At 72.4% G+C, this 17,826-nt stretch carries 11 protein-coding genes; 4 read left to right on the top strand and 7 right to left on the bottom strand.

Translation table 11 applies throughout. The annotated features are described in order from the left end of the window. Positions 1-61: 61 nt before the first annotated feature. The 6 genes from HS045_RS26485 to HS045_RS26460 all read right to left on the bottom strand — a co-directional run bounded on the left by HS045_RS26485 (position 62) and on the right by HS045_RS26460 (position 6,780). Positions 62-697 (bottom strand): amino acid-binding protein, encoded by a 636-nt coding sequence (locus tag HS045_RS26485; RefSeq protein WP_196454185.1) that lies wholly within the window; start codon positions 695-697, stop codon positions 62-64. Between the two features lie 143 nt (positions 698-840). Next, the gene (locus tag HS045_RS26480) at positions 841-1,890 is read right to left on the bottom strand and encodes a LacI family DNA-binding transcriptional regulator (RefSeq protein WP_196454184.1); all 1,050 of its coding nucleotides are present in this window, start codon (positions 1,888-1,890) and stop codon (positions 841-843) included. Beyond that, entirely contained in the window at positions 1,880-3,502 is a 1,623-nt protein-coding gene (locus HS045_RS26475; RefSeq protein WP_196454183.1) for a glycoside hydrolase family 13 protein, read from the bottom strand. Before HS045_RS26475 ends, HS045_RS26480 begins: the two co-directional genes overlap by 11 nt. Before the next feature lie 99 nt (positions 3,503-3,601). After that, positions 3,602-4,468, bottom strand: coding sequence for a sugar ABC transporter permease (locus tag HS045_RS26470; protein ID WP_196454182.1), 867 nt, complete (start codon positions 4,466-4,468; stop codon positions 3,602-3,604). Next, complete coding sequence (locus HS045_RS26465; RefSeq protein WP_307827733.1) at positions 4,465-5,460, bottom strand: sugar ABC transporter permease; 996 nt, start codon at positions 5,458-5,460, stop codon at positions 4,465-4,467. Before HS045_RS26465 ends, HS045_RS26470 begins: the two co-directional genes overlap by 4 nt. A gap of 24 nt (positions 5,461-5,484) precedes the next feature. Then, entirely contained in the window at positions 5,485-6,780 is a 1,296-nt protein-coding gene (locus HS045_RS26460; protein WP_196454180.1) for an extracellular solute-binding protein, read from the bottom strand. A gap of 363 nt (positions 6,781-7,143) precedes the next feature. Between HS045_RS26460 and pulA the strand changes: the two genes are divergently transcribed. Together pulA and HS045_RS26450 are read left to right on the top strand one after the other, a co-directional pair. After that, on the top strand, positions 7,144-13,011 hold the full coding sequence (gene pulA / locus HS045_RS26455) for a pullulanase-type alpha-1,6-glucosidase (protein ID WP_196454179.1): 5,868 nt from the start codon (positions 7,144-7,146) through the stop codon (positions 13,009-13,011). Between the two features lie 212 nt (positions 13,012-13,223). Continuing rightward, positions 13,224-14,975 carry a carbohydrate-binding module family 20 domain-containing protein gene (locus HS045_RS26450; protein ID WP_196454178.1) on the top strand — a complete coding sequence of 584 codons (1,752 nt, stop codon included), beginning with the start codon at positions 13,224-13,226 and terminating at the stop codon, positions 14,973-14,975. Between the two features lie 444 nt (positions 14,976-15,419). Here the strand turns inward: HS045_RS26450 and HS045_RS26445 are convergent, their stop codons facing one another. Further along, positions 15,420-15,947 (bottom strand): hypothetical protein, encoded by a 528-nt coding sequence (locus HS045_RS26445; RefSeq protein ID WP_196454177.1) that lies wholly within the window; start codon positions 15,945-15,947, stop codon positions 15,420-15,422. A gap of 170 nt (positions 15,948-16,117) precedes the next feature. Between HS045_RS26445 and HS045_RS26440 the strand changes: the two genes are divergently transcribed. Then, entirely contained in the window at positions 16,118-17,116 is a 999-nt protein-coding gene (locus HS045_RS26440) for an alpha/beta hydrolase family protein (RefSeq protein ID WP_196454176.1), read from the top strand. Positions 17,117-17,343: 227 nt separating this feature from the next. Beyond that, the gene (locus HS045_RS26435; protein WP_196454175.1) at positions 17,344-17,541 is read left to right on the top strand and encodes a CsbD family protein; all 198 of its coding nucleotides are present in this window, start codon (positions 17,344-17,346) and stop codon (positions 17,539-17,541) included. Positions 17,542-17,826: the final 285 nt, after the last annotated feature.

Raw genomic sequence — 17,826 nt, 5'->3', positions numbered from 1 at the left:
AGCACGCCGCACCCGCCCTCTGGAACGTGACAGCGCCCCCGGGAACGCGACAGGGCCCGGATCAGGGACCGGCGATGAGGGAGACGAGCTCGACGACCCTGCCGGCGCGGTCCACCTCCGCGCGGTGGAACGACGGGCCGAAGGTGCGGGCCAGCACCAGGTGCATCCCGGCGGCGGGCACGGGCAGGCTCATCAACCGGTGGGAGCCCGACGTCAGGGTCGCCGGGCGCAGCGAGGCGAGGTCGGCGAGCTTGACCCCGGCGATGCCGCCGTCGTCGTCGAGGGACGGCGGTGCCTGCCAGCTCCGGTGCACCAGGCCGTCCCCGTCGGGGGAGAAGGCCACCGCCCATTCGGCGCCGACCAGGTCGGGCACCGCGTCCACGAGCGTGGCGAAGGCCCGCGAGGGATCGATGGCGACGTGGCGGAGCAGGTCGTAGTCGGGAGCGGCGCCCGGGACCTCACGGGTCGGCCAGACGCCCTCGACGCGGATCCCCGGGACGGCGGACAGCCGGTCCCGGACGGTCTCGGCGGCCGGTGACCCCGGCCAGGAGACCACGAAATCGTCGACCGCCCTACCGGTCTCCCGCTCCAGGACCGTCACCTGCAGGATGTCGGCGCCCAGGGTGCCGAGCACCCGGGCGACCTGTCCCAGGGCGCCCGGCCTGTCGGGGAAGGACACCCGCAACCGCACCATCATCACCGCTCACCTCATCTCCGCCCCCAGGGTGTCCTGGACAGGTTTCGCCGATGTTCGGAGGAGGTGTCCAGGATATGTCCTGTGCTGCGGGACCCCCGGGGAGGGCGGCCGGTAACGCCGGAGAGCCCGCCGCCCCGTGGCGGTCAGCGCACGATCTTCGGGCCGGAGCCCGTCGAGCCGCGGACGATGAACTCCGGCTGGAAGATGAGCTCGGAGTGCTGCCCCGGCGTTCCCGCGATCGCCTCCAGCAGGGTGTGCACCGCGGCCGTCACCATCGACTGCACCGGCTGGCGCACGGTGGTCAGCGGCGGGTCGGTGAAGGCGATCAGCGGCGAGTCGTCGAACCCGACCACCGACACCTCCCCCGGCACCGCCAGACCCCGGTCCCGGCAGGCCCGGATCGCGCCCAGCGCCATCAGGTCCGAGGCGCACACGATGCCGGTGCAGCCGCGCTCCAGCAGCACCCCGGCGGCGGCCTGGCCGCCCTCCACCGAGAACAGCGAGTGCGAGATCAGCTCGTCCACCTCGGTCACGCCGAGCAGCTGGGACATCGCCCGCCGGTAGCCCTCGATCTTCCGGATGACCGGCACGAAGCGCGCCGGCCCGACGGCCAGGCCGATGCGCTCATGCCCGAGGTCGACCAGGTGCTGCACGGCCAGCCGCGCCGCGGCCCAGTCGTCCGGCGAGATGAACGGGGCCTGCACGTCGCCCGAGTGCCCGTTGAGCAGGACCAGCGGTACCCCCTGCCCGAGCAGCCGGGTGTAGCGGTCCTGGTTGGCGGTGGTGTCGGCGTGCAGCCCGGAGACGAAGATGATGCCGCTCACCCCCCGCTCGACGAGCAGTTCGGTGAACTCGTCCTCGGCCGCGCCGCCGGGCAGCCGGGTGCACAGCAGCGGCGTGTAGCCGTGCTGGGTGAGCGCCTTCTCGATGGCCTGCGCGAACGCCGGGAAGATCGGGTTGTCCAGCTCCGGCGTGACCAGCCCGATCAGCCCGTTGCTGCGCTGGCGCAGCCGCTGCGGACGCTCGTACCCCATCAGGTCCAGCGCCGTCAGCACCGCCTGCCGGGTCGCCGCCGAGACCCCCGGCTTGCCGTTGAGCACCCGGCTGACCGTCGCCTCGCTCACCCCCGCCTGCGCGGCGATGTCGGTCAGCCGGGCCGTGCCGGTGCCGAACGAGGCGCCGTTATGCGTCATCGCGTCCCCACCAGACCGCGGAGTCCGGCGCCAGCCGCACGGTGCCTCCGGTGATCTCCACCTCGGCGCTGGCCAGCAGGACCCGGCCGGGCGCCGGCAGCTCGACCGGCTCGCCGGTCAGGTTCACCGTGACCGCGAAGCCGTCGCCCCGGGTGAAGGCCAGCGTGCCCGCCGGGGAGTCGAGCCAGGTCAGCGACTCCTGGCCGAGGCAGGGCAGGTCCCGCCGGATCCGCAGCGCCTCGCGGTAGAGGCGCAGTGTGGAGGCGGGGTCGCGCAGCTGGGACTCGACGCTGAGCGGTCCCCAGGAGGCGGGCATGGGCAGCCACGTCTCCTCGATGCCGGGCATGCTGAAGCCGAAGTGGGGCTCCACGTCGGCCCACGGGATCGGCACCCGGCAGCCGTCGCGCCCGTCCTCGGGGTTGCGCAGCCGCTGCGGGTCGGTCAGATACTCCTCCGGCAGGTCGAGCACCTCCGGCAGGCCGAGCTCCTCGCCCTGGTAGACGTAGGTGGAGCCGGGCAGCGCCAGCGTCAGCAGGGCCGCCGCGCGGGCCCGGCGCAGGCCGAGCTCGCCGTGGCCGTAGCGGGTGACGTGCCGCTTGACGTCGTGGTTGGACAGCACCCAGGTCGCGGGTGCGCCGACCGCGCCGGAGGACGCCAGCGACGCGTCGATCACCGCGCGGAACCGGGCGGCGTCCCAGGGGGTGGTCAGGAAGTGGAAGTTGAACGCCTGGTGCATCTCGTCCGGGCGGACGTAGTTGGCCAGCCGCTCCAGGGACGGCGCCCACGCCTCGGCGACGCCGATGCGCATGCCCGGGTAGGAGTCGAGCAGGCGGCGCCAGGCGCGGTGGATCTCGTGCACGCCGTCCTGGTCGAAGAACGGCACCACGTCGGCGCCGATCATCTTGACCTGGTCGGCGTGGCCGACGTCGGGCAGGCCCTCGGCCTTGACCATGCCGTGGGCGACGTCGATGCGGAAGCCGTCCACGCCCAGGTCGAGCCAGAACCGCAGGATGGACTCGAACTCGGCGTGGACCTCGGGGTTCTCCCAGTTGAGGTCGGGCTGCTCGGGGGCGAACAGGTGCAGGTACCACTGCCCGTCGGGCAGCCGGGTCCACGCCGGGCCGCCGAAGACCGACTCCCAGTCGTTCGGCGGGAGCTCCCCGGCCGCGCCCCGGCCCTCGCGGAAGATGTAGCGCTCCCGCGCGGGACCGCCCGGCCCCGCGGCCAGCGCCTCGACGAACCAGGCGTGCCGGTCGGAGGTGTGGTTGGGCACGACGTCGACGATCACCCGCAGGCCGTGCCGGTGCGCGTCGTCGATCAGGGCCTTGGCGTCGGCCAGCGAGCCGAAGATCGGGTCCACGTCCCGGTAGTCCGCCACGTCGTAGCCGAAGTCGGCCATCGGCGAGGTGTAGAACGGGGTCAGCCAGATCGCGTCGACCCCCAGGTCGGCGAGGTAGCGCAGCCGGCTCCGCACGCCCAGCAGGTCGCCGACGCCGTCGCCGTTGCCGTCGGCGAAGCTGCGCACGTAGACCTGGTAGATCACCGCGTCCCGCCACCAGCGGCCCGTGGCCTCGGTGGCGGCGGCACGGTCCGCGTGGACGAGCTCGGTCATGTTTGTCCCCCGATCAAATGACATATCAGGACGTGATAGCACAGTCGTTGTACAGCAGTGGTGTTCGGTACGGCAGCGGTGTTCGGTACGGCAGCGGTGTCACAGCTTCGTGGCGCCGGCGGTGAGGCCGGCCACCAGGTGGCGCTGGACGAACAGGAAGACGATCGCCGCGGGCACCGCGATGAGCACGGCCGCGGCCGTCAGCAGGCCCCAGTCGGCCCAGTACTGCCCGACGAACTGCTGCAGGCCCGCGGCCAGCGTCCGCTTGTCGTCCCCCGTCATGAAGACCGACGCGTAGGCGACCTCGCCCCAGGCGGTCATGAAGGAGTAGAACGCGGTGACCGCGATGCTCGGCCGGGCCAGCGGCAGGACGACCCGCCAGAAGGTGCCGAACGGCGACAGCCCGTCGATCATGCCGGCCTGGTCGATCTCGCGCGGGATGGAGTCGAAGTAGCCCTTCATCATCCACGCGCAGAACGGCACCGCCACGGTCATGTAGGCGATCACCAGGCCCGGGATCTGGTTGAGCAGGCCGAGGCCCGCCATCAGGTTGTACAGCGGCACGATCAGGATCGCCACCGGGAACATCTGGGTGACCAGCAGCATCCACATGACGCCCCGGTAGCCCGGGAAGCGGAAGCGGCTGATCGCGTACCCGGTCGTCGAGGCCAGGAAGACGCCGATGACCGTGGTGAGCCCCGCGACGATCACGGAGTTGAGCAGCCAGCTCGGGAACCGCGTCTCGGTCAGCACACGGGTGTAGTTGTCCAGCGACGCGCCGTCGAAGAACGTCAGCTCGGTGGAGAGCCAGCCGTCGCGCGGCTTGAGCGAGGTCAGGACGAGCCAGACGATGGGGAAGATCGAGACGAGGGACGCGACGATCAGCGTCCCGTGCAGCAGGATCGAACCGCCCAGGCCGCGCTCGTCGCGGCCGCGGGCCTTCCTGCGGGTGGTGACGGCGCTCACCAGACCTCCCCTTGCTTGCGCAGCGCGCGGCGGTAGACCAGGGCCATCACGACCAGGAGCGCGAGGATGATGACGCCCCAGGCCGCCGAGCCCGCGTAGTTGCGGATGCCGGTGAAGGCCTCGCGGTAGGCGTAGGTGACCAGGATCTCGGTGGAGCTTCCCGGTCCTCCTCCGGTGATCAGGAAGATGATCGGGAACATGTTGAACGTCCAGATCGTGCCCAGCAGCACCACGGTGCTGGAGACCGTGCGCAGGCCGGGAACGGTGACGAAGCGGAAGCGCTGCCAGGGCGAGGCGCCGTCGACCTCGGCCGCCTCGTACAGCTCCCGGGGGATCGACTGCAGGCCGCCCAGCAGGGCCACCATCATGAACGGCACGCCCACCCAGACGTTGACCGCGATGACGGCGATCTTCGCGGTGGTCGGGTCGTCGAGCCAGCCGACCCCGTCCAGCCCGATCGTCCGCAGCATCGCGTTGATGACGCCGTAGTCGCTGTTGTAGAGGTAGCGCCAGATGAACGCGGCGACGAAGCCGGGGATCGCCCACGGCAGGATGAGCATCAGCCGGTAGGCCGAGCGGAAGCGCAGCCGCCGGTTGAGCATCAGGGCCAGGCCGAGGCCCAGGCCGTAGTGGAGCGCGACGCAGGCGACCGTCCACACGACCGTCCAGGTCAGCTTCTCCCAGAACAGGCCGCTGCCGAGGATGCCGACGTAGTTCTCCAGTCCGACGAACTCATAGGTCGCCGGGATGACGTTGACGCCGATGGTACGGCCCATCGTGGCCTCGGTGGCGTCGGTGAGGGACAGGTACACCCCCCGGGCCAGCGGCCAGCCGACCAGCGCGGCGGTGACGAGGATGACCGGGGCCACCATGGCCCAGGCGTACCAGTACCGCGACATCGCCCGCCGCACCGGGCCGGCCTGCTTGGGGCGGCCCCGGCCGCGGGCGCCGTCGGCGGCGCCCGCGGCCCGGTCCCTGGCCGTGCCGGTCACACGTCCAGTGGAGGTCACCACGGATCAGCTCCAGTCCTTGAAGATGCCGCGGTACTTCTCGTCGACCGACTTGAGCATGTCCTCGGGCGAGGTCTTGCCGCCGACCAGGGCCTGGTAGCCCTCCAGGAGCGGCTGGAAGAGCTGGCCGCCCTCGGGGATCCACGGCCGCGGGAGGGCGGTGTCCATGATCGGCTTGAAGACGGCGACGTCGGCGTTGCCCTTGACGTCGGCGTTCTCGTAGGCGGAGGCGCGGGTCGGCAGGAGGCTGATCTCCTTGGCGACCTTGGCCTGGGACTCCACGGTGCTCATGAAGCGGACGAACTCGTACGAGGCGTCGATGTTCTTGGAGCCGGCGTAGATGGCGTAGTTCCACCCGCCGGTCGGGGCGCCGGCCTTGACCGAGCCCGCCGGGACCGGGGCGATGCCCAGGTTCTCCTTGTCCTTGAACTCCTTGCCCTGGTAGATCTCCGCCAGCGCCCACGGGCCGTTGTAGATCATCGCGGTCTTGCCGTCCTTGAGGGCGGTCATCGCGTTGGCGTAGCTGTCCTGGATGGCCGGCTTGGCGGCGGCGCCCGAGGTGATCAGGTCGGAGACGATGCCCATGGCCTTGACGTTGGCCGGCGAGTTGACGGTGATCTTCTTGCTCTGCACGTCGAGCATGTCGCCGCCCTCGCCGTACATGAAGGGCAGCAGGAAGTAGGCGTCGACGTTGAGCGCGAGGCCGTTGACGCCGGTCTTCCCCTTGACGTCGAGCGCGGCCTTCTTGAGCTCCTCGACCGTGGTGGGGGCCTTGTCCCAGCCGGCCTCCTTGAGCAGCCTCTTGTTGTAGATCAGCGCCAGGGTGTCGGTGACCTGCGGCACGGCGTAGGTCTTGCCGTTGTACTTGGTGCTGCTCAGCGGGCCGGGCAGGAAGTCGGCCTCGTTCTCGACGGCGCGGGTGCCGTCCAGCGGCTGCAGGTAGCCGAGGGAGGCGAACTGGGAGGTCCAGGCGACCTCGGAGCGGATCACGTCGGGTGCGCCGGAGCCGGACTGGGCCGCGGTCTGGAACTTGTTCTGCGCCTGGTCCGAGGGGACGTTGACGTAGTTGACCTTGATGTTCGGGTACTTCGCCTGGAAGTCCTTGATCAGGGCCTGGAACGTCGGCCCCTCGCTGTCCGGCCGGACCGTGTCCCACCAGGTGATCTCGCCGCTGATCTTCGACGGGTCGGAGGGCGCGGACTGGGCGGGGGCCGCCGTCGAACCGCTGTCGCCGCCGCCACAGGCGGAAACCGCCAGGGCGAGGGCCGCGACGATCGTCGCGGCAGAGAAGGCTCGCCGCATGATTTCTCCTCATAGCTCAGGGGGCCGGCCCGGGCCCGCAGGCCACCGACCGGTGTGGAGTACGCCGGACGTTACGCCCACGTGAAGCCCAGTGGAAGAAGTTGCTGCAAGAGTCTGCAAACTTGTTACATCCGCAGTCGATCCCCCAAACCAGACCAATCCGTCCACTGCACGCGAAACGCAGAATATCCGCAGCTCACCGGGGTGCTTCAGGATCGAGGCCCTCATCATCGGGGGCACGCCGGTCGGCCCGGGGCCGCCTCGCCCATCACGATTCAGAAAGTTGCGGCAAGGGATTGCATCCCTCATGTCCAGTGAGTAACTTCCGGGCAACACCCCCGAAACCACTCCGTGGAGGCCCCGGTGGTCTGGCCCCTCCCCCCACGGCGCGCGAGACCGGCTCCCCTGGCGGGCGCCGTCCTCGCGGCCGTCCTGGTCGCCGCCCCCCTCGCCGTCGTCACCCCGCCCGCCGCCGCGTCGGCGGCGTCCGCGCCCCACCCCGCGGCCCGGACCGCCCCGCTCACGATCTCCACCGCCCCGCCCGCCTCCGAGCCGGTCGTCTCGGCGCCGAGCCGTACGGCCGGGCCCGGAGACCGGGAGTTCGCCCGCGACGCGCTCCGCGCCGATCTGAGCCGTGAGCGCTTCTACTTCGCGATGACCGACCGGTTCGCCAACGGCGATCCCGGAAACGACACCGGCGGCCTGTCCGGCGACCGGCTCAGCACCGGTTTCGACCCCACTCACAAGGGCTTCTACCAGGGCGGGGACCTCAAGGGCCTGATCGACCGGCTCGACTACGTCGAAGACCTCGGCAGCACCGCCATCTGGATCACCCCGGCGTTCGCCAACCGCCCGGTGCAGGGCGCCGGCGCGAACGCCTCGGCCGGTTACCACGGCTACTGGATCACCGACTTCACCCGGATCGACCCGCATCTGGGCACGAACGCCGACATGAGGAAGCTGGTCCGCGAGGCCCACAGGCGCGGGATGAAGGTGTTCTTCGACATCATCACCAACCACACGGCCGACGTGATCGACTACGCGGAGAAGGCCTACGCCTACCGCTCCAAGGGCGCCCACCCCTACGTCGACGCCTCCGGCGCCCCGTTCGACGACCGGGAGTACGCCGCCGGGAAGACCTTCCCGAAGGTCACGGCCGACTCCTTCCCGTACACCCCGGTCGCGCCGAAGCGGGCCAAGACGCCGGCCTGGCTGAACGACCCGACGATGTACCACAACCGGGGCGACTCCACCTTCAGCGGCGAGAACTCCGAATACGGCGACTTCTTCGGCCTGGACGACCTGTGGACCGAGCGTCCCGAGGTCGCCCAGGGCATGATCGACATCTACCGGACGTGGGTGCGCGAGACCGGCGTCGACGGCTTCCGCATCGACACCGCCAAGCACGTCAACATGGAGTTCTGGGAGAAGTTCTCCCCCGCCCTGCACGGCTACGCCGCCGGACTCGGCAACGAGCGCTTCTTCATGTTCGGCGAGGTCTACTCCGGCGATCCGGCCTTCACCAGCCGCTACTCCACCCGCGGCGGCATGGACGCCACCCTGGACTTCCCGTTCCAGGAGGCGGCCCGCTCCTTCGCCGGCGGCACGGCCGGCGCGGCGCGCCTGGCCACACTGTACGCGGCCGACGACCACCACACCGACGCCGACTCCAACGCCTCCTCGCTCCCGACCTTCCTCGGCAACCACGACATGGGCCGCATCGGCCGGTTCCTGAGGCAGGACAACCCGGACGCGTCGGACGCGGAGCTGCTCCGGCGCGACCTGCTCGCCCACGAGCTGATGTACCTCACCCGCGGCCAGCCGGTCGTCTACTACGGCGACGAACAGGGCTTCACCGGCCCCGCCGAAGGCTCGGGCGGCGACCAGGACGCCCGCCAGCCCATGTTCGCCTCCACGACCGCGAGCTACCTGTCGAACGACCTCATCGGCACCGACGCCACCCACGCGCAGCACAACTTCACCCCCTCGCACCCGCTCTACCGGGGCCTCTCCGCCCTGGCCGAGCTCCGCGACGCCCACCCCGCGCTGGCCGACGGCGCCCAGATCGAGCGGCTGGCCGCCGGCGGCGTCTACGCCTTCTCCCGGATCGACGCGCGCGCCCAGATCGAGTACGTCGTGGCGGTCAACAACGCCGAGCAGGCGGCGACCGCGCAGGTGCCGACCTTCTCTTCAGGCATGGCCTTCACCCGGGTGTACGGCCCGGCGCCCGACACCGCCGCCTCGGGCGCGGACACGAGGCTCGCGGTGACCGTCCCGGCGCTGTCGGCGGTGGTCTACCGGGCCTCGGCGAAGCTCGCCGCCCCGGCGGCGGCCCCGGCCGTCTCGATCTCCCTGCCCGGCGCGGAGCTCCGGGGCGCCCCCGGGGACGGCCGGGTCCCGATCACCGCGGCCGTGCCCGGCACCGGCTTCGACCAGGTCACCTTCGCCGCGAAGGTCGGCGACGGCAGGTGGCGGGTGATCGGCACCGACGACGCGCCCACCGCCGTCGGCGGGAGCCGCGCGTTCCGGGTCTTCCACGACCTGAGGGGCGTCCCGGCGGGCACGAAGGTCGCCTACAAGGCCGTGGTGAAGGACTCCGCGGGCCGCTTCGCCGCGGCGGGCGCCGAGGCGGCCGTGGGTGCCGAGCCCGGACCCGCCGAGCCCGGCGCGGTCAGGCGCGACTGGCTCGTCGTGCACTACCAGCGCGCCGACTACGACGGCTGGGGCCTGCACGTCTGGGGCGACGTCGAGAACCCGACCGAATGGGCGCGGCCGCTCCCGCTCACCGGCGAGGACGCCTACGGCCGGTTCGCCTGGATCAAGCTGAAGCCCGGCGCGACGAACGTCGGGATCATCGCCCACCGGGGCGACGAGAAGGACGGCGGCGACCGGACCGTGAACCCGGCCGTGACCGGGGAGGTGTGGCTGGCCGAGGGCAGCCCGGTGACGCACGCCTCCCGCGCCGCCGCCCAGGGCCACGCGACCGTGCACTACCGCCGGCCCGACGGGGACTACGACGGCTGGGGCCTGCACCTGTGGGGCGACGGGCTGGCCGACGGCGCGGCCACCGAGTGGGCCGCGCCGCGCCCGCCGGACGGCACCGACTCCTACGGCGTGTTCTGGAAGGTCCCGTTGAAGGACGCCTCCGTCCCGGTCAACCACATCGTGCACAAGGGCGACGCCAAGGACCCCGGCCCCGACCAGTCCTTCACCCCGGCCGTCCGGCCGGAGGCCTACGTCGCCTCCGGCGTGGCGGAGCCGTACGCCACCCGCGCCGCGGCCGAGAACGTCGCGATCCTGCATTACCACCGGCCCGACGGGGACTACGACGGCTGGGGCCTGCACCTGTGGGGGGACGTGGCGGCCCCCACCGAGTGGGCCGCCCCGCTCCGGCCCGCCGGGAAGGACGGCTTCGGCGTCTTCTTCCGCGTCCCCCTGGCCGAGGGGGCGAAGAACGTGAGCTACATCGTCCACAAGGGCGACGAGAAGGACCTCCCGTCCGACCAGGCGCTCGACCTGGCCGTCTCCGGCCACGAGGTGTGGCGGGTCGCGGCGGCCGAGGGCCACGTGCTCCCGCAGTCCGCGGCGCGCGGCGCCGACGCCGACCTGTCCAAGGCGTCCGCGCACTGGATCGACCGGTCCACCGTCGCCTGGAAGGTCCGGCCGTCGGCCTCGCTCCGCCACGCGCTGGCCTTCTCCGCCGCCGGCGGCATCGCCGTCGCCGGGGGCGGCCTGACCGGCTCCCACCGGATCATCCGGCTGAACCCCGGCGCGCTCACCGCCGCGCAGAAGGCGAAGTGGCCGCACCTGGCCGGGCACGCCGCGTTCACGGTGGATCCGCGCGACGCCGACCTGGTCGCCGAGGCGCTGCGCGGCCAGATCGTCGCCGTCGAGCGGGACGCCTCCGGCGCGCTGCGCACCGCGACCGGCGTGCAGATCCCCGGCGTGCTCGACGACGTCCACGCCGGGGCGGCCGCGGCCGAGCTCGGCCCGGACGCCTCCGGCGCGACGCCCCGCCTGTCGGTGTGGGCGCCGACCGCGCGGAAGGTGGAGCTGGCGCTCTACCGCGCCCCCTCCGGGGGGAGCCGGACCGTGCACGCGATGCGGCGCGACGACGCCACCGGCGTCTGGTCGGTGCGCGGGCTGCCGTCCTGGAAGGGCCGCTACTACACCTTCCTGGTCACGGTCTTCTCCCCCGCCGCGGGGAAGGTCGTCACCAACGAGGTGACCGATCCCTACAGCGTCTCGCTGGCCGCGGACTCGGTCCGCAGCCACCTGGTGGACCCGTCCGACCCCTCGCTGCGGCCCGGCGGCTGGGCCTCGCTGGCCAAGCCGCCCGCCGTGCCGCAGGAGAGGGCGTCGGTCTACGAGCTGCACGTGCGCGACTTCTCCGCCTCGGACGCGACGGTCCCGGCCGCATCGCGCGGCACCTACGCGGCGTTCGCCGGCGACTCGGCCGGGATGCGGGAGCTGCGCTCCCTCGCCGCCGACGGCCTGACCCACGTGCACCTGCTCCCCGTCTTCGACATCGCGACCGTCCCGGAGCGGAGGGCCGACCGGACCGAGCCGGACTGCGACCCGGCCGACCTGGCCGCGCTGCCCCCCGACTCCGAGCGGCAGCAGGAGTGCGTGGCGAGGACCGCGGCCTCCGACGGCTTCAACTGGGGATACGACCCGCTGCACTACACCGTGCCGGAGGGCTCCTACGCCTCCGACCCCGACGGCTCCGCGCGGATCAGGGAGTTCCGCGGCATGGTCGCGGGCCTGAACGGCGCGGGCCTGCGGGTGGTCATGGACGTGGTCTACAACCACACCCACGCCGCCGGGCAGGACCCCGCCTCGGTGCTCGACCGGATCGTGCCCGGCTACTACCACCGGCTGCTCGACGACGGCTCGGTGGCCGCCTCCACCTGCTGCGCGAACACCGCGCCCGAGCACACGATGATGGGCCGGCTGGTCGTCGACTCCATCGTCACCTGGGCGAAGCAGTACAAGGTGGACGGCTTCCGGTTCGACCTGATGGGCCACCACCCGAAGGCGAACATCCTCGCCGTCCGCGCGGCCCTCGACGCGCTGACCCCCGGGGAGGACGGCGTGGACGGAAAATCGATCATCCTGTACGGCGAGGGCTGGAACTTCGGCGAGGTCGCCGACGACGCCCGCTTCGAGCAGGCCACCCAGGCGAACCTGGCCGGGACCGGGATCGGCACGTTCAGTGACCGGCTCCGCGACGCGGTGCGCGGCGGCGGCCCGTTCGACGCCGACCCCCGGGTCCAGGGCTTCGGCTCGGGCCTGGCCGGCGCCCCCAACGGCTCGCCCGCCAACGGCGACGCCGAGCGGCAGCGGGCGCGCCTGCTGGGCTACCAGGACCTGGTCAAGCTGGGCCTGGCCGGCAACCTGCGCGACTACCGCTTCACGGCCACCTCCGGCAAGGAGGTCAGGGGCTCGGAGGTGGACTACAACGGCTCGCCCGCCGGGTACGCCGCCGCGCCCGGCGAGACCGTGGCCTACGTGGACGCGCACGACAACGAGACGCTGTTCGACGCGCTGGCCTACAAGCTGCCGCAGGCCACGACCATGGCCGACCGGGTGCGCATGCAGTCGCTCTCGCTGGCGGCGAGCGTGCTCGCGCAGGGCACCGCGTTCGTCCACGCGGGCAGCGAGCGGCTCCGCTCCAAGTCCCTGGACCGCAACTCCTACGACTCCGGCGACTGGTTCAACCGGCTGCTGTGGGACTGCGCGCAGGGCAACGGCTTCGGGGCGGGTCTGCCGCCCAAGGCCGACAACGAGGACAAGTGGCCGTACGCCAGGCCGCTGCTCGCCGACCCGGCGCTCACGCCGGACTGCGCCGCGATCGGCGCGGCCCGGGCCCGGTACGGCGAGCTGCTGAAGATCCGCTCCTCCTCCCCGGTCTTCGGGCTCGGCTCCCTGGCCGAGGTGCAGAAGCGGCTCTCCTTCCCGATCGGCGGCACCGCGGAGACCCCCGGTGTCGTGACCATGCGCCTGGACGCCTCGGGGCTCGACCCGAAGTGGACGTCGATCACCGTCGTCTTCAACGCCACCCCGCAGGAGCAGCGGCAGACCGTCGCCGCGCTGTCCGGCGCCCGGGTGGCCCTCCACCCCGTCCAGGCCGGCGGCGGCGACGCCGTCGTCAAGCGGTCGGGCTTCGACCCGGCCACCGGCACGCTGACGGTGCCCGCCCGCACGGTCGCCGTCTTCGTGCAGTCCTGACAGCCGTCCGGAAAGGTCTCAGAGCACCCCCGAAACGCCCCCGGAACAATCGGAAGAGCCGCCCCGCGCGTCCCGGCGACGGACCCGCGGCGGCCCGGAGCGCAGTCCTGAAGGCCGCCGCCCGGCGGACCTGCGAAGAAGCCACCGGGCCGGGTGTTGCAGCACCCGGCCCGGCACGGGAACCCGTCCAACGCTCCTGGAGGCCCCCCGCCATGCGATCCTACAAACCCCCCGTCCCCCTGACCGCGGCCGCGCTGAGCGTCCTGGCGGGCGCGGCCCTGCTCGCGCCCGCCGCGCTCGGCGCCGCCGCCCCCGCGACCGCCCAGGCCGCTCCCCCCGCCGGCACCGGCCCCATCGTCAAGCTCTGGAGCTGGAACTGGAACTCGGTGGCGCGCGAGTGCACCGACGTGCTCGGCCCGGCCGGGTACGGCACCGTCCAGGTCTCCCCGCCGCACGACTCGATGAGCAGGGGCGGCTCGGTCTGGTGGGACGTCTACCAGCCCGCCCGCTACACCCTGACCAGCAAGTTCGGCGACGAGAACGCGTTCAGGAACATGGTCAGGGCCTGCCACGACGCGGGCGTCAAGGTCCACGTCGACGCGGTCGTCAACCACATGACCGGCCAGGGCAGCACCAGCTACGGCGGGTACCGCTTCGGCAAGTACGACTATCCCGGCCTTTACTCCTCCTGGGACTTCCACAACTCGCCCGCCTGCGTCATCGAGCAGGAGGACTACAAGAAGGACGGCTGGCGGGTGCAGAACTGCGAGCTCGCCGGCCTGGCCGACCTCGACACCGGCTCCGAGTACGTCCGCGACCAGATCGCCGGCTGGCTCAACAGGCTGACCTCCCTGGGCGTCGACGGCTTCCGCGTCGACGCGGCCAAGCACATCCCGCCGGAGGACCTGGCGGCGATCAGGTCCAAGCTGACCGGCTCGCCGTACCTGCACCTGGAGGTCATCCACGGCGAGGGCGAGAAGGTCCAGCCGGGCCAGTACACCGGGATCGGCGACGTGCACGAGTTCGTGTTCGGCCGCACGATGAAGGAGCAGTTCACCGGCCAGATCAAGTGGCTGAGGACGTTCGGCGAGAGCTGGGGCCTCTCGGTGCCCGGCGACAGGGCCGTGACCTTCGTCGACAACCACGACACCGAGCGCAACGGCTCCACCCTCAACCACAAGTACGGTGACACCTACAGGCTCGCCAACGTCTTCATGCTGGCCTGGCCGTACGGCACGCCGCGCGTCTACTCCGGCTTCACCTGGAGCGACTCCGAGGCCGGGCCGCCCTCGGCAGGAGGCGGCTTCGTCACCGACACCGACTGCGGCAACGGCCGGTGGACCTGCTTCCACCGGCAGATGACCGGCATGGTCGGCTTCCACAGGGCCGTGGCGGGCACCCCGGTCGCCAACTGGTACGACAACGGCGACAACCTGATCGCCTTCAGCCGCGGGAGCAGGGGCTGGGTCGCGATCAACAACCAGAGCGGCTCCGTCACCCGCACCTTCGCCACCGGCCTGCCCGCCGGAACCTACCCCAACGTCGCCGGGAGCGGCTCGGTGACCGTCGACGGCGGCGGCGACGCGAGCGTCACCGTCCCGGCCAAGGGCGCGGTCGCGATCCGCCTCGGCACCGGCCCCACCCCGTCGCCGACTCCGACCGCCACCTCGGACGAGATCGCCACCTCCTTCAACGCGAACGTGACGACCTCCTGGGGCCAGAACGTCTTCGTCGTCGGCGACGTGGCCGAGCTGGGCTCCTGGAACCCGGCGAACGCGGTCGCGCTCTCCGCGGCCTCCTACCCGGTCTGGAAGGCGACGGTGAACCTGCCCGCCGGAAAGACGATCTCCTACAAGTACGTCAAGAAGAACCCGGACGGATCGGTGACCTGGGAGAGCGACCCCGACCGGTCCTTCACCACCCCGGCGGGCGGCACCGCGACCCGCACCGACACCTGGCGCTGACCACCCGGTGCCGCCGGTCCCACCGGACCGGCGGCACCCCGCCGGACGGCGACGCGCCGCCCGGACGCCGCACGCGGCGGAACCGGTCGCACGCCGGTGAGACGACCCGCCCCGGGCGGAAAACCGTGGGCGCGGCCGCGCCACCACGCGACCGCGCCCACTGAAACACCCGGACCCGTACCGGCGGCCGGGTGCCTCCTCTCCCCTCGGGGAGGGTGACTCCCCGCAGAACCGGCCTCCAAACACGTTCCCGCGACCGGTCGCCCGAAGGACGCGTCCCGGTGGGCGGGCACCGACTGGCCGGAGGACGTGATGCCGCGCGTGCACGGCCCCGAGGTCTACGACCCGTGGGTCGCCCACGCCATCCCCTTCGACGGCCCGAAGGTCGCCGCGGCCGTCACCGCACGCGCCGCCGCGGTGACGGCCGGGTGGCCCGGTGCGGGGCTACCGGCCCTCGCCGAGCCGCCGGGCGAGGTCGGCGGCCTCCGGGCGGGTGAAGGCCCCGGCGATCTGCACCCGCCCGGCGGTGATCGCCTCCCGCACGACCGGGGCGGAGAGCACCTCGCCGTCCACGACGACGGCGAGCCGGTTGCGGGGCGCGGGTTCGGCCGCGACCTTCCCGGTCACCTCGGCGAAGGCCGCGGCGTCCTCGGGTCCCAGCGCGACCTCGACCGCCCATCCGCCCGTGCCCTCCACGGCCTCGGCCTCCGCGACCTCCTTCACCGTCACGCCGTTGGCCAGCCGGAGGCACTCGGTCCCCCCGGGGTCCGGCAGGTCCGTGCCCGCGCAGGGCGCCGCCGCCACGGCCAGGACGGGCTGGAACCGGAAGAGCGGCAGGGACTCGCCCCGGTTGGCGTACTGCAGGGCGATGGGGACCACGACGGCCGCGACCGCGAGCGCCGCCAGGGAGGCGATCACGACGACCAGCGGTCGTGCGCGCCGGGGCCGGGGAGGGGATGTGTCCGGAGTCATCCGCCCATGATCCAGCCAAAAGGGCGGCACGGCACCGCGAAGGGGCGAGAAAGGCGGAATCCGGCGGACCGTCCCCTCCCGGTGGCGGCCCCGGGCGATGTCTCCCGTCGAGCGCCCTCCTCCCGGCGGTGGCTTCCCCTGATCCCTTCGGCGCGCCAGGATGGGGCGGTATGAACCGTACGGCCGGCCGTCCGGGCGTGGTCCTGCCGGCGGCGCTCGCGGTGGCCGCCGTCTCGCTCGCCCTGCTGACGCCCTTCTTCTCCGATCCCTCCTCCGGCGCCCCCTCCGGCGCCTCCTCCTCCGCCGCCCCCTCCGGCGGGGAACGCGGCCGGGCCCCGGCCGACGTGCGGGTGGAGCGGCGGGGCGAGCGGGACCACGTGCTCACCTTCGCCTCGGCCGCGCTCGGCCGCCAGGGCAGGGTCCGGGTGCTGCTGCCGGAGGGCTGGAAGCCGGGCTCCGGCCCGTGGCCGGTGCTGTACCTGCTGGACGGCTGCTGCCGGCCCGCCCCCGACTCCTGGCTGACCGAGGGGGACGCCGCCCGGCTCACCTCGCCCTACCCGGTGATCACGGTCATGCCGGAGGGCGGCACGGTCGGCTTCTACTCCGACTGGCGCAGGGGACCGCGGTGGGAGACCTTCCACCTGACGGAGGTCCGCGCGATCCTGGAGCGCGACTACGGCGCCGGGGACCGCCGGGCGGTGGCCGGGTTGTCCATGGGGGGGTTCGGCGCGATCTCCTACGCGGCCCGCCATCCGGGCATGTTCCGGGCGGCGGCCTCCTTCTCCGGGGTGCTGGACTCCACGCAGAGCGCGCCCTGGCTGCTGGAGCGCCACGGCGAGGACGTCGGCGACCTGTGGGGTCCGCCGGGCGGCGCCGAGCAGGTGGCGCACAACCCGGTCGCCCTGACCTCGAAGCTCGCCGGCGTGCGGCTCTACGTCTCCTGCGGGGACGGCTCCCCCGGCCCGCTGGACGACCCGCCCGCGGCCCGGGACGGCGGCGAGGCCACCCTGCTCGCCCAGTCCCGGGAGTTCGTCCGGCGGGCGGGCGGCGACGGGCTGGAGGTCACCGCGGACTTCTACGGACCCGGCACCCACAGCTGGCCGTACTGGCGGCGCGCCCTGGAGCGCTCGCTGCCCCTGCTCATGGACGCGGTCGGCGCGGGCGGGTGACAGGAGGGTGGCAGGAAGGTGATCGTGCGCCGGGGCGCGTCCACGGACCTGCGGATGATGCGCCGTCCTTTTCTCTGGATTCGGTCGGCGCTCCCCCTGGAAGGGGCAATCGGTCATATACGTGCGGTGTTCCTCGCCCTAAAGATCCCTAGATCACGATTAGTACCGCGATTGTCCGGTTATGACTTCCACCGACAACCTGTCATTCCAACGGGGGAAGGCTCGAAATGACGAACTTCGATCAGATGCGGGGCAAGGCCAAGGAGGCCGCCGGCAAGATGACCGGCAACGACAGCATGGCCAACAAGGGCCGCGCCGAGCAGTCCAAGGGCAAGGCGAAGGAGACCGCCAAGAAGGCCAAGGAGACCGCTCGCGAGACCGCGCGGGACGTCACCGACCGCGCGCGGGACAGCTACGACCAGTAGCAACCCGCGTCGGATCACCGGCGCCGCGGACCGGATTCACCCCGGCCGTGGCGCCTTTCCGTATTCTCCGGACTTTCCCCGCCTCCCTTTCCCGGACCTCCCCCGTCCTCCTTTTTCTACAGATATCGCCTTTCCGGATAAATCGGAAATTTCGTTTCCCGCACCGGAGGGATTCCCGCCCGGGCCGCCCGGGCCGCCGCCGGATCCCCGGCCCCCGGAAAGTTAAGACGGACGACTCTGGACGTTCAGCTCACACACCCCTTACCGGTCACCCTCGTGGCTAGC

Origin of the sequence: Planomonospora sp. ID82291, assembly GCF_015711645.1 — a bacterium.
Taxonomy (GTDB): Bacteria; Actinomycetota; Actinomycetes; order Streptosporangiales; family Streptosporangiaceae; genus Planomonospora.
This window is presented reverse-complemented; position numbering and strand designations above follow the sequence as displayed.